This window comes from Marinobacterium aestuarii (genome assembly GCF_001651805.1).
Lineage (GTDB): Bacteria > Pseudomonadota > Gammaproteobacteria > Pseudomonadales > Balneatricaceae > Marinobacterium_A > Marinobacterium_A aestuarii.
In genome coordinates this window covers 3,783,940-3,797,684 of record NZ_CP015839.1, presented here as the reverse complement: position 1 = coordinate 3,797,684, position 13,745 = coordinate 3,783,940, and the positions used below count along the sequence as shown (strand labels likewise).

At 61.7% G+C, this 13,745-nt stretch carries 7 protein-coding genes; 4 read left to right on the top strand and 3 right to left on the bottom strand.

Going from position 1 to position 13,745, the window contains the following annotated elements; translation table 11 throughout:
* Positions 1-27 precede the first annotated feature (27 nt).
* Entirely contained in the window at positions 28-3,591 is a 3,564-nt protein-coding gene (locus A8C75_RS16500; RefSeq protein ID WP_067384918.1) for a DEAD/DEAH box helicase, read from the bottom strand.
* A 187-nt stretch (positions 3,592-3,778) separates the two neighbouring features.
* Positions 3,779-4,984 carry an MFS transporter gene (locus tag A8C75_RS16495; RefSeq protein ID WP_067384915.1) on the bottom strand — a complete coding sequence of 402 codons (1,206 nt, stop codon included), beginning with the start codon at positions 4,982-4,984 and terminating at the stop codon, positions 3,779-3,781.
* Between the two features lie 203 nt (positions 4,985-5,187).
* Here A8C75_RS16495 and A8C75_RS16490 point away from each other — a divergent pair, with 203 nt between their 5' ends.
* On the top strand, positions 5,188-6,792 hold the full coding sequence (locus A8C75_RS16490; RefSeq protein WP_120785206.1) for a DNA recombination protein RmuC: 1,605 nt from the start codon (positions 5,188-5,190) through the stop codon (positions 6,790-6,792).
* 228 nt (positions 6,793-7,020) lie between these two features.
* Here the strand turns inward: A8C75_RS16490 and A8C75_RS16485 are convergent, their stop codons facing one another.
* The gene (locus A8C75_RS16485) at positions 7,021-7,707 is read right to left on the bottom strand and encodes a pseudouridine synthase (RefSeq protein WP_067387419.1); all 687 of its coding nucleotides are present in this window, start codon (positions 7,705-7,707) and stop codon (positions 7,021-7,023) included.
* A gap of 468 nt (positions 7,708-8,175) precedes the next feature.
* Between A8C75_RS16485 and A8C75_RS16480 the strand changes: the two genes are divergently transcribed.
* Genes A8C75_RS16480 through A8C75_RS16470 form a run of 3 tightly spaced genes read left to right on the top strand, consistent with a single transcriptional unit; the run spans position 8,176 to position 13,486 of the window.
* Positions 8,176-8,805, top strand: coding sequence for a DUF2760 domain-containing protein (locus tag A8C75_RS16480; RefSeq protein ID WP_067384912.1), 630 nt, complete (start codon positions 8,176-8,178; stop codon positions 8,803-8,805).
* Positions 8,802-10,664: an Hsp70 family protein gene (locus A8C75_RS16475; protein ID WP_067384909.1), complete on the top strand. Its 1,863-nt coding sequence runs from the start codon at positions 8,802-8,804 to the stop codon at positions 10,662-10,664. The genes A8C75_RS16480 and A8C75_RS16475 overlap by 4 nt, the downstream gene beginning before the upstream one ends.
* 8 nt (positions 10,665-10,672) lie before the next feature.
* Entirely contained in the window at positions 10,673-13,486 is a 2,814-nt protein-coding gene (locus tag A8C75_RS16470; RefSeq protein ID WP_067384906.1) for an Hsp70 family protein, read from the top strand.
* The last annotated feature ends 259 nt before the right edge of the window (positions 13,487-13,745 follow it).

Genomic DNA, 13,745 nt, shown 5'->3' with positions numbered 1-13,745 from the left:
CGTGCCGAGGTTGTTAATCTCAGCCTCCTATAGGGAGATAAGCTCGCGCAGTTGCTGGTTCGAGAGTTCGGTGATCCATTGCTCGCCGCTGGCGACGCTGAGATCCGCCAGTTCCTTCTTGCTCTGGATCATGGCGTCGATTTTTTCCTCGAAGGTGTTTTCCGTGATCAAGCGGTGTACCAGTACCTTGCGCTGCTGGCCGATACGGTAGGCGCGGTCTGTGGCCTGGGCTTCCACGGCCGGGTTCCACCACAGATCGTAATGGATCACCTGGCTGGCGGCAGTGAGGTTGAGACCGGTGCCGCCGGCCTTGAGTGACAGTATCATGGCGCGCACACCGCGCTCGTTCTGAAAGCTTTCGACCATCTCGTCACGCTGCTTGCGGGACAGCCCGCCGTGCAGGAAGGGGACTTCCCAGCCGAATTGCCGGCGCAGGCTGTCGGCCAGCAGATCCCCCATACGGGTGTACTGGGTGAAAATCAGCGCCTTCTCGCCGCAGCCATCCAGCTCGGTCATGATTTCCATAAAGGCCGCCAGCTTGCCGGAGTCTTCCACCAGGGCCTGGTCCTGGCTGAGGAACTGCGCCGGGCTGTTGCAGATTTGCTTCAGGGCATTGAGCAGCTTGAAGATAATGCCGCGCCGCTCGATCCCCTCGCTGGCCTGCAGATCTTGCATGATTGCATCCACGGTGCTTTGGTACAGGGCCGCCTGTTGGGTGCTGAGGGCGCAGTAGCGGTTGCTTTCGATCTTGTCCGGCAGGTCGCTGATAATCTGTTTATCGCTTTTAAGTCGCCGCAGAATAAAGGGCGCGGTGATTTTGCGAAAACGCTCCAGCCGGCCCTGATCGCGATCGCGCTCAATCGGGTTGGCGAACTCGGCCTGAAAATGCTTTTGGTTGCCCAGGTAACCCCGGTTGCTGAAGTCGAACAGGCTCCAGTATTCCAGCAGCCGGTTTTCCACCGGGGTGCCGCTCATGCCGATGCGGATATCCGCCCGTATTTTCTTGATGGCCTTGGTCTGGGCGCTGCCCGGGTTCTTGATGTTCTGGGCCTCATCAATCACCAGCGCGCGCCAGTCGGGCTTGCCCAGCACTTTGGCGTCTGTGCGCACCAGGCCATAACTGGTGAGGATAATGTCGTGCTCAGCCAGTGCCAGGTTGCGGGCACCGCCGTGGTAGATCTGTACGCGCAAATCGGGGGCAAAGCGCGTGATCTCGCGGCTCCAGTTAGTCAGCAGGGAGGTAGGCGCCACCACCAGAGCCTTTTGTGTGTCGAGCTGGCCGGTTTCTTTCAGATGCAGCAGGGCGGCGATGACCTGCAGCGTTTTGCCCAGGCCCATATCGTCGGCGAGCAGCGAGCCAAAGCCGATGCGTGCGTTTTGCACCAGCCATTCATATCCGCGCAGCTGGTAAGGGCGCAGGCTTGCATTGAGTCCTGCGGGCAGCGGGGCGGGTTGGCGCTGCTGCAGCTGATTAAACAGTGACTGGGCACCGCCCACCAGATCCACCCGGGTATCATCCAGTTCTTCGGCCAGCCCGGCCTTGAGCAGCTCGACGCGCGACAGCGATTCGGGCAGCGCATCCAGGCGGGTCATCAGACGCTGCAGCTCGGTATCGTCGACCAAAACGTACTGATCCAGCAGCCGCACTATGCCGGAGGAGGCCTGCACCAGCTGCCGGAATTCACTCAGCCCCAGGCGTTGATCACCGATGGCGATCTGCCAGTCGAACTGCAATAGCTGATCCAGATTCAGATAGTTGACGGCGGCCTCGGTGCCCTCGCCGGACAGCGCCAGGCTGAGACGAGGCTGGGCCAGGTCGCGCAGGGCCTTGGGCAAAATGACCTGAATGCCGAGCATGCGCAGCGCCGGCAGGGTCTGGCGGAAGATGGGGGTGAACTCCGCCAGGCTGAAGTCGAGCTCGGCAAGCCGGTCCTGCTGGCGGTAAAGCTGCTCGATCTGCGGCAGGTAGTCTGCCAGTACCGCAAGGTCGGCCAGCACCTCTACCCGGGTTTGCGACAGCTCGGGCGCGGCCAGCAGGCTGTCCAGAGTTTGCAGTGGACCGTCTGCAGCGGTCGCTGTGGGTTGGTGGGTGCCGTTGCTGCGCTGCTCAATGCGGATATCCACGCTGAGGCGATCATCGAGGCGCTCTTCAACCTGCAGGAACAGTCTGTGGCTGCGCTCGCTCAGGGACAGGCGGTTGAGCCAGTGGCGGATAACACGGGGCGTTTCGGCGCTTTCAAAGCGCTCGAATCGTTGCGCTTTGCCGCCGAAAAACAACTGCTCGATGGGCTCGCAGGCGACGGTCGCCGACGCCGGGCTATAACCCCGGGCGATAAAATGGGAAAGGATCAGCTGTAGCGCCGCCTGAATCTGTGTCTGTGCATCGCCATACAGCTGCACTGTTGTGCGACGCCCTTTGGGCTTGTGCTGCAGCTGTATCAGGTTGGGTGGGCAAAGTGATTGCAGGGCACTTATCAGTGCCAGAACCGGGGCACTGCTGGTGGCGGGGCGCCAGTGTATCAGGGTCTCATCAGCACTATTATTCAGCACCGCCGGAACATAGGCACGCTGTTCAATCAGCTTCAGTGCGACGCGTAGCAGCAGGCGCCAGAGTAGCAGCGGGTGCGACAGATAGGGCTCAAGACCCGGCGGCAGGGCATTCAGACGCTGCAGCCAGGTATCCAGCGATGTATCGATCGTATCGGGTGCGGCGGCCGTTGGGCGCTGGGTCTCATCGTTGTGGTTGAGCGCGTGCAGGAAGTGGCCGTTTTCATCAATGATGAATGTTAGCCCCCGCAACTGATCCGCCGCCATCCAGGGTTCCTGAGCTTCGTCATCAAAGCGGCTGGCTTCGCGGGCCGTGCGCTTGTACTGGCTGGCGAGGGTGGCGCGAAAATCTTTCGGGTAAAACAGCGGCTTGCCAGACAGTATGGTCAGGACTTTGTCCTGCAGCGGCGGTATTCCGGTCAGGTCGATGGCATCAAACTGACAGGCCTCGGCCGGTGTCCAGCCTTCAACAGCCGGCGTCTGAGCCCAGAATGTTAGCGGTGTAGGCAATGCCTCCAGGGTTTCCAGCCGCATGCCCACTCGGGCTTCCAGCTCCGCGGCCAGATCCAGCCCGTGAAGCTCAAACACCCGGAAGGGGTTCTTGTCGATTTCATTGGCAATCAGATAGATCACGGCGGCGATGTGCTTGCAGGGCATGGCCCAGTCGGGGCAGGAGCAGTTGGCCCTGATGTCATGCCAGCGCCTTGGAAACAGTTGAATATCGAGCGCCCGGGCAATATCCAGCACCGGCTGCGGCAATTGTCGGTTCAGCAGCCGGGACAGTATTGCAGGGTCATCACTGATCGCCACTAACAGCTGCTGGCGTTGTGCTGCGTTAAAGGCATCCAGGCTAATGGCCACTCTATAGGGTGTGCGCTGGCTGCCCCGTACCCTTGCGTCCACGCGGGTGCCCTGGATCTCAATGCGCAGCACTGAGCCGTTGGCGGCATAACGTCGGCCGCGGGGCAGTCGGTTAGTGTCATCGATGCCGTTGAAGGCGCTGAGCCATTGCTCGCCCCACCAGGTGTGGCCGAATGTTGCCATGTGTGGAAGCTCGGTCGGTAAAGTGCGTCAAGGCTAAAAGGTGTCAATCCCAAAAGCCAGAGCCTTTTGGCAGGGCCAGACCAGATAGCTGCTTTTGGTCGGTTGGAATGAGCTTGCGAATTCCGACAACCATCGCGCAGCGGTGGCGTTATTGGCTTGAGTCTCGCAGCCGCGGTGCGGCGGGGGTTCAATCGGCCGGGCTGCAGCCAGGCTCTGCCAGGGTTTTGAGGGACAGCAGCCAGGCCAGCACGAGGCCGATGAGGGCACCTGCCAGTATGCGCTGAAAGCTGATGTCCCAGTCGATCAGAAAACCCAGCAGCGCCGGTGCAATACCGGTGGCAAAGACCATGCAGGCACTGAGGGTGGAGCGCACCCGGCCGAGGTTTTCACCCCCCCAGAGGCTGACCAGCAGGCTGTTGACCACCGGTTCCTGCATGCCCATGGTCAGGCCGCCGCCAATCAACAGCAGCCAGATGCCGAGATCGCCGCCAACCAGCAGGGCGAGTATCAGCGCCAGCGCAAAGGGCAGAATAAACAGCCGGGCGATACGCTGCGGACCTATCTGGTCCACCCAGCGCCCCGCCAGCAGTGCCCCTGGCAGTCGTGCTGCGCCCATGGCGGTCAGGGCCAGGGCATAGGTGGTGAGGGAGGCGCCAAAGTCACTGGTCATCTGGGCCTGGTAGATGAAAATGCCGGTCATGGTGATGGGCAGCGTCATCAGCAGCGGCAGCAGGCGCCAGAAACGCCGTTCGCGCAAAGGTCTGGGGCCATTGTGGCGCTGGTTGCGATCAGGTCTTGCTGCCGGGGCGCTGGGCCAGGGTAACAGTGTCATCATCGTCAGCCAGGCCAGCAGCAAGACGCCGATAAAGCTCCACCAGAGCGCCTGCCAGCCAAGCACCAGCAGTACCAGCGCCACCAAAGGCGGCAGCAGCATTTCCCCCATGGGCACTCCCAGGCTCACCAGCCCCAGGGCTCTGCCGCGGGCGATGGTGAACTCACGCCCGGCCAGGGTATTGCCCAGGTGCGTAAAAAGCCCCTGGCCACAGAGGCGCACCAGCCCCAGACCCAGTACTGCCGGCAGAAACCAGGGTGACAGCGTCAGCAGCAGGATGCCGCCGGTCATGCCGGCCAGTACCATCAGGGCAAAGCGTCTGGGGGGAATCCAGTCCAGGGTCGGACCTATATTCAGCACCAGAAAGCCGGCGCACAGGGTAACAGCCGCATAGGCGCTGCCAAATTCACCGGCGCTCAGACCGAGCTTTTCAGCCAGCGGTGCCTGAAACAGGCCGATAAAAAAGCTTTGCCCCAGGTTACCGGAGAACACGGCCAGCAAGGCAATGCCCAGCAAACCCTTTTGATTTTGCAGCAGATATCCGTATCCCGGCGTGCTCATTCAGGTTCCCTGTGACGGCTGAACAGAAATAGTGTGGCAAATTGGGTGCCCGGCCACTGTGATGCTGGTCTTTGATGCCGGGGCGGGTACTATTCTATGCCAAGCAACAGCGCGCGTTGACCGCTTTTTGCGTTCGCTGCATCAAAGCTCGTTTGAACCACATTTTTTAGAGTTGCGCCCGCCCGCAAGAATGGAGTCACAACATGGAAACCACGGCGATATTTCTCACCATCATTCTGCCGGTCTTGGCGTTTATTGCTGCCTGGGCCATCGCCCGCTGGCGGGCCCAGGGTGACACTCAGCAGCTGCACAGGGATCTGGATATGGCACGGGCGGAACTTGCCCGCGTGCAGCAAGTGCAGAGCGAGCAGCAGACTGCGTTGGCGGCCCTGACCCAGGCCAAGGCCGCGCGGGATATGGACGCCGTGAGGCTGGAGTCGGAGCGTGACAGTGCCCTGAAACAGCTGGCGGCTCAGGAGCGAATCAGCGCTGAGCAAAAAGCGGAAATCGGCCAGCTGCGCCAGTCCGAGCACCAGGCGCGGGAGGCACTCAAGGGTGCTCAGATCCAGGTACAGGAAAAACAGCAGGCGCAGGACAGTTACCAGCGCTGGTGGGAGGAGGCCAAGGCGGAGCTCAAAGTACTGGAGGCACGCTATGGTGACTTGTCGAATCAGCACAGTGAGCTTAAAACCTCGCTGGAGGAAAAGCAGCAGAACTTCGCCGCGCAGCTCAAGTTGCTGCAGGACAGCCGTGAGTCTCTGAAAAAGGAATTTGAACACCTGGCCAGCGAAATACTCGAGCGCAAGGGCAAGGCCTTCAAGGAGCTGAATCAGGAAAGCATCAGCAATCTGCTGAGTCCGCTGCATACCGAGATGAAAGGCTTCAAGGCCAAGGTGGAGGATATCCATGCACGGGATGCGGAGCAGCGCGTGCAGCTGCGTACTGAGCTGCAGAACATGCAAAAGCTCAACCGGGAGATCACCGATCAGGCCGACAAGCTAACCACGGCGCTGCGCGGGCAGAAGAAGGTGCAGGGCAACTGGGGTGAGCTGATGCTGGAGAACGTGCTGGATAACTCCGGTCTGCGCCTTGGCATCGATTACAGACGCGAGGTCAGCTTCAACACCGACGAGGGCCGGCAGCGCCCCGATGCCATCGTTTATCTGCCGCAGAACAAGCATCTGATTATCGACGCCAAGACATCGCTGGTGGCTTACACCGAGTATGTGAATGCTGATACTGATCTGGTGCGCAACCAGGCAATTGCCGCCCATGCCCAGGCGGTGGGCGATCGTATCTCCGAGCTGGCCGACCGGGATTACTTCAAGCTGCCAGGGCTGAATTCACCGGAAGTGGTGGTCATGTTCATTCCCATCGAGTCCGCCTATGTTGAGGCGCTGAAGTACGACGACACCCTGTTTCAGCGCGCCATCGAGCGCAATGTGCTGGTGGCCACTCCGACCACCCTGCTGACCAGCCTGAATATAGTGCGCCAGCTGTGGCGCTTTGAAGACCAGAACAAGCACACCGCTGAGCTGGCGAGCCGGGCGGAAAAATTCTACAGCAAGCTTAACGGCTTTCTGACCAGCATGCAGGGCGTCGGCAACCAGCTCGACCGCGCCCGGGCCAGCTACGACAAGGCCTTCGGCCAGCTCTACAGCGGCAAGGCCAACCTGATCAAGCAGGCGTCCGAGTTCAAGGACCTGGGTGTTTCGGTACAAAAGGAGCTGCCGGCCGAGCTGGTGGAGCGGGCCAACCTGGAACTGGGGGAGGAGTTGCAGGAATTGCAGGGCGTGCAGGTGGAGTAAGCGGAAAATCGGCGCCGATACAGTGGTTGTATCGGTATGCAGGTTGGGTGCAGGCCCGAAGGGGCGTAACCCAACAAGGGGCGTAACCCAACAATGGGCGTAACCCAACAATGGGCGTAACCCAGCACCGAATCTGCCACCGATTGATGGGTTTCGCTTCGCGGCACCACATCCTACTGGGTGGGAATACTCCGTGCGGGGCTGGGCGCAGTATTTGAACGGCCGCGTTTACCCAAAGGAGCCTATTTCATCGGTGCTGAGATAGCGCCATTGCCCCACGGCAACATCCAGGCCTATCTGGCCGATTCTTTCACGGTGTAGCGACAGCACGCGATTGCCCACGGCGGCAAACATGCGCTTTACCTGGTGAAATCTGCCTTCGGTGATGGTCAGCAGCACTTCCTTTGGGGTTACCACTTCCAGCACCGCAGGCCGGGTCAGCTTCTGTTCGCCCTGTAACTGCAGGCCATCGGCAAATCTTTGGGCAACATCATCGGCAATGGGGTAGCTCAGCCCCACGCGGTAAACCTTTTCACAGCGCCTGGTGGGCCTGATGATATCGAAGGACCAGCGGCCATCGTCGGTGACCAGCACCAGCCCGGTAGTATCAGCATCCAGGCGCCCGGCCACATGCAGCTCTGCGGGGTTCTCAACGTCTATATGCGTGAAGACGGATGGGTAGACTTCGTCCACATTAGAGCAGATGGTGTTGGCGGGCTTGTGAAGCAGGATATAGCGAAAGTCCCGTGCCTTCAGAATCTGGCCATAAAGGCTGATGCGGTTGTTTTCATGCACCTGAGTTGCGGCGTCCAGAACAACGTTGCCATTAACGCTCAGCTCCCCAGCATTGATAGCCCGGGTGGCTTCAGTTCTGGTCAAGGCAGTGCTTTTACAAACAAATTTATCCAGACGCATGGCAGGCAGCATTTCAGGGTGTGAGGGTGGAGGCTCATTATCCCTGGCTTGCGGCTGGAAACAAGGGCCGGATACGCCAGGGTGACGTCGATCTGTGCAGGGAAACTCTCTTTGCGCTGGCGGGACGCTGGACATTGGTGCTGGGAGCTACAGCTGCGCGCTGTTAGCGGGCAGCGCGAACCATCAGGGAGCATTGTTTCGTCAGGGGGCAGGTGGTACAGGCTCGCTTGAAGGGCCCCGAGTGTCACTCAGGCAGGCATTTTTCGGGCCACCAGCTGCATTGCAGGCCCCGCTGGCCTGCGTTTTGCTGCCTTTTTCAGACGATGGCGCGGCGCCGGCGAGTCTGGCGATGGCCGTAATCAAAGTGGCGGTATAGGTGATTGATAATCAAATCTCAACGCACCGAGTCTGTTTGGGTACAATGTGCGCCCTCGGTGCCCGGGATTTGAACATTAACAGGAGCTTGGAATGACTTTTAATCTGACAATGATGCCGACGACTCTGGATGCGGGGCACCTTGGCCTTGCGGTGCTGGCATTGATATTACTGCTTCTGTGGCTGGCCAAGGGCACCGGCGGCGCTACGGATTCCGCTACCGAGCAGGCTCCGGCTGCTGCGCCTGCGGTAGCAGCCAAGGCCGAAAGCGCGCCCGCGTCTGAGCCCCAGGTGCCGGCGCAGGCCAAGCCCGCGCCCCAGGCTGCGGTACAGCTGAAGGAAATCACCCCGGATACGGCGCTGCAGCTGTTGTCGCTGTTGCAGCAGGAAGCGCGCTTTGTGGATTTCGTGCGTGAAGACCTTGGCAGCTTCTCCGATGCCGATATTGGCGCCGCCGCCCGTGTAGTGCACGAGGGCAGCCAGAAAGCGCTGAACAGCTACTTTAGGCTGGAGCCGGTGCGTACCGAGGATGAAGAGACTCGCGTTACCCTGGCCGAAGGCTTTAACGCCCAGGAAGTGCGCCTGACCGGCAATGTCGTGGGCACGGCGCCCTTTACCGGCACCCTGGTACACCGTGGCTGGAAAGTGACCGAGGTTAAATTGCCCAAGCTGGCCTCCGGTCATGATACCCGCGTTATAGCCCCGGCAGAGGTTGAGCTATGACCACCGAGCAGAATTCAGGCGCCAGCCGCTATGCCGTCGGTATAGACCTTGGCACCACCCACTGTGTGCTGTCCTATGCCGACCTGCAGTCCGATACCGCGCAGCCGGATGAAGCCCCGCGGCTCGAAGTCATGCCGATTCCGCAACTCACGACTCCCGGTACCATAGACGAGAAATGGCAGCTGCCATCCTTCCTGTATCAGGCCCATGAGGCCGAGCTGTCGGCCGATGAGATTCGCCTGCCCTGGGCTCAGGCGCCGGTGATCGTGGGTACCCTGGCGCGCGAGCTGGGCAGCAAGACCCCGATCCGCCTGGTCTCCAGCGCCAAGAGCTGGTTATGCCACGGCGATGTCGACCGTCATTCCGCCTTTCTGCCGCTGAACAGCCCGGAGGAGGTGCCCCGCGTATCACCGCTGGATGCCACCGGCCTCTACCTTGAGCACCTGCGCGAGGCCTGGGACTACTGGTATCCCGAGGCGCCGCTGAGCGAACAGGATGTCACCCTTACGGTGCCTGCGTCCTTTGACCCGGCCGCACGGGAGTTGACCGCCAAGGCTGCCAGCAAGGTCGGCTTCAGGCATCTGACCCTGCTCGAGGAGCCCCAGGCGGCGGTATACAGCTGGATTGAAGCCAGCAACGGCAGCTGGCGTGACCAGGTGGGCGTGGGCGATATCATCCTGGTGGTGGATATAGGCGGCGGTACCTCCGACTTTTCCCTGGTGGCGGTAACCGAAGACGACGGCAACCTGGTGCTGAACCGTGTGGCGGTGGGGGATCATATACTGCTCGGCGGTGACAACATGGATCTGGCGCTGGCCTATCGCCTCAAGGCGAAGCTGGCCCAGCAGGGCACCCAGTTGCAGCCCTGGCAGGTTCTGGGTATTACCCAGGGCTGCCGCGATGCCAAGGAAGCGCTGCTGGCAGATCCCGAGCTTGCCTCGGTCGCCATCTCGGTGCCGAGCCGCGGCTCGAAATTGCTCGGCGGCACCCTGCGTACCGAACTGACCCAGGAAGAAGTACAGCAAACTCTGGTGGACGGGTTTTTCCCCCAGGTGTCCATCGCCGAGCACCCGGCCCAGCAGACCCGCAGCGCCCTGACCCGCATGGGCTTGCCCTATGCGCAGGATGCCGGCATTTCGCGCCATCTGGCGGCTTTCCTGAGCCGTCAGCACGCCGCGGCCGATGAGCTGTTCGAGGCGGTAGAAACGCCTGAACAGGGCGACGACTTTATTCGCCCCACCCGGGTGCTGTTCAACGGCGGTGTGCTCAAGGCGCCGCTGCTGGCCGATCGCATGATGGGCATTATCAATAGCTGGCTGGATGACGCCGCTGCCCCCAGGGCAACCTTGCTGCCGGGGCTGGATCTGGACCTGGCGGTGGCCCGGGGTTCGGCCTATTACGGTGCCGTACGCCGTGGCCAGGGCGTACGTATTCGTGGCGGTATCGCCAGTGCCTTCTACGTGGGTATCGAGAGTTCTATGCCGGCCATTCCGGGTATGGAACCGCCGTTGCAGGCGCTCTGTGTGGCACCTTTTGGCATGGAAGAAGGTACTGAAGTAAGCGTGCCTGGGCTGGAGTTTGGTCTGGTCGTGGGGGCGCCGGTGCGCTTTCGCTTCTTCGGCTCCACCACCCGGCGTGACGACGCCGCCGGCATGTTGCTTGAGTACTGGGAGCCGCAGGAACTGGAAGAGCTGCCCGAGGTGCAGGCGGAGCTGCCGGTGGAAGGGCGTACGCGCGGTGAGGTGGTCGCGGTGACGGTGGCCTCAAGGGTGACGGAACTTGGCACTCTGCGCCTGGAAGCCATTGCGCTTGACGGCGGTCAGCGCTGGCAGGTTGAACTGGATGTAAGGGAAGGATAATTACACGGATGCAGTCTCCCCGCTTTATCGTTGGCATTGACCTTGGCACCACCCACACGGCGGTGGCGTTTGCGGATATCAGCCAGGGCGCCGCTGCGGCGCGGCCTTTGATTTTCGAAATCGAGCAGCTGGTAGCACCCGGTGAAGTGGCGAAAAAGCCGCTGTTGCCGTCGTTCCGCTACCACCCCACCGAGGGTGAACTGGTGGCCGAAGACCTGCTGCTGCCCTGGCCCAAACCGGCATTGCCGGGCGAGCTGGATCAGCTGGTGGTGGGGGAGTGGGCCCGGGAGCTGGGTTCAAGGGTGGAGGGTCGGCAGGTCAGCAGTGCCAAGAGCTGGCTGTCCCATACCCAGGTCGATCAGAGTGCGGCCATTCTGCCTTGGGCGGCGGCCGAAGGTGTGGCCCGGGTTTCCCCGGTGCTGGCCAGTGCCAGTTACCTGAGTCACGTACGCCAGGCCTGGAACCATGAATATCCCGCCGATCGGCTGGAGCAGCAGGAGGTTGTTATCACGGTGCCGGCGTCCTTCGATGAAGGCGCGCGGGCGCTGACGGTCGAGGCCGCGACCCTGGCGGGCTTGCCCGACGTGCTGCTGGTGGAGGAGCCCCAGGCGGCCTGTTACGACTGGCACGCGCAGAACCAGCAGCAGGCGGTGGCGTTGCTGGATAAGGTGCGCCTGCTGCTGGTGTGTGATGTCGGCGGTGGCACCACGGACCTCAGCCTGATCAAGGTGGCGGTAAAAGACGGCGCCCTGACACTGAACCGGGTCGGGGTGGGGGATCACCTGATGCTCGGCGGCGACAATATCGATCTGGCGCTGGCCCATACGGCTGAGCAGCGCATTACCCGCGGTGGCAAGAAGCTGCGCGCCGCCAGCCTGTCACAGTTGATCCAGCAGACCCGCAAGGCCAAGGAACGCCTGCTGCAGCAAAATGCCCCCGACAGCGCCGCCGTAACGGTACTGGGTGCCGGCGCCTCCCTGATTGGCGGTGCCAAGAGCTGCGAGCTGAGCCGGGACGAAGTGCGCGCGATTGCGCTTGATGGCTTTTTCCCTATCGAAGCCTTCAGTGCCCGGCCGCAACAGCGGCGCAACGCCGTGGTGGAATTTGGTCTGCCCTATGCGGCGGACGCCGCCATCAGCAAGCATATCGCCGAGTTTCTGGGTCGTCATGGCGCGGCCTGTCGTGACGCCCTGGGGCTGAGTGATGTGAATGCAGCTGCGGTGCCCGATGCCGTGCTCTTTAATGGTGGCGTCTTTAACAGCGAAGCCATCAGTACGCGGTTGCTCGAAACGCTGAATCTGTGGCGCGGGGAGGCGGTGCAGCAGCTGTATAACAGCCAGCCGGATCTGGCGGTGGCCTGCGGTGCCGTGGCCTATGGCCTGGCGCGGCGCGGCGCTGCGTTGCGTATCGGTGGCGGTTCGGCGCGCAGTTATTTTATGCGCCTGGATGATGCTCAGAGTGGTGCTGCCGAATCCCCGCAGGGGGTCTGTCTGTTGCCAAGGGGGGCTGAAGAAGGGCAGGAAATCGTGCTCAGCGAGCGTCGCTTTGCGCTGCGCCTCGGTCAGCCGGTGCGCTTTCATTTGCTCTCCTCCAGTGCCGATACCGCATTTAAAGCGGGCGAGCTGGTCGGGCTGACGGATGACAGCTTCGTTGATCTGCCGCCGCTGATGGCTGCGCTCGAGCACGATAAGGCCGCGGGCAAGCAGGCGGTCGACGAGGTCGAAGTCGAACTGGTGACCCGCCTGACCGAGGTCGGCACCCTGAAGATCGAATGCGTCGCTCTGGCCGACAGTCGCCAGCGCTGGAATGTCGAGTTCCAGATCAGGCGCGACCTTGCACGCCAGCGTGCCGGCAAGAGCGCGCTGGCCGAGCTGCCAGCGGGCTTTGAGGCGGCCAGGGCGCTGATCGAGGGCGTATTTGGCCAGAGCAACAAAGAGTTCGACCCCAAGGCGGTCAAAACCCTGCGCAACGATCTGGACAAGTTGCTCGGCAAGCGCGACAGCTGGAGCACGCCGCTGCTGCGCGCCCTGTTCGATAGCGTGCTTGAAGGCCAGGCGAAGCGTCGCCGCTCCGAAGCCCATGAGCGCGTCTGGTTTAACCTGGCCGGCTACGGCCTGCGCCCGGGATTCGGCTATCCGCTGGACGACTGGCGCATTCAGCAGGCCTGGCAGCTGTATGACCAGGGCCTGCAGTTCGACAAGGGCAATCCGGCCTGGAGCAACTGGTGGGTGTTCTGGCGCCGCGCCGCCGGTGGTCTGGATCAGCAGCAGCAACAGCAGCTGTTCGATGACATGGCCCGCTACCTTGACCCTGCGGTGCTGCGCAATCGCAAGTTGCTGGCCGAACTCCAGACCCGCAGTTATGACGATATGGTGCAGCTGGTGGCAGGGCTTGAGCGCCTGCCGGTGGACACCAAAATTCAGATCGGCAACTGGCTGCTCAAACGGCTGGAGAAAAAAGGTGAGCCTGGGACCAGCTGGTGGGCGTTGGGGCGTATAGGTGCGCGAGTGCTGTTTCACCGCAGCGCCCATAACGTTATCCCGGCGGAGGTGGCGACGACCTGGTTGCAGCGTCTTTTAAAAGAAGACTGGAAGAAAAACCAGCAGATCGCCTTTGCCGCCGTGATGCTGGCGCGCATGAGCGGTGATCGCAGCCGCGAGCTGGAGCCGGACGACCGACAAAGAGTGATCGCAAAACTGCAGGAGGCCAAAGCCCCGGCGCTCTGGATTGAGCTGGTGGCCGAGGCCCGTGAACTCAACGATGCCGAAACTCAGCTTATCTTCGGTGAAAAACTGCCTTCCGGGCTTAAACTAATCGACTGAGGGGCATAAGTGACAGGGAGGCCCTAGTGTACTGCTTCGCTCTTAGAGGCGCTTTTAGCGGCGCATTTTCGAAGGCATAGTGGGCCTATGTCGAGGAAATGCAACACCGCGGACGGCCTTCTGGCGGCTCGCCCGCAGGGAGCGCGCCAATGCGCGCCCTGCTGTGTTGCCGCTCTTGGCAAGAGCCCCACTATTACCGGCGAACGGCGCCTTGCCGGACACGCATTGGCGGGCTCTATAAGCACCCATTAGGGCGAAG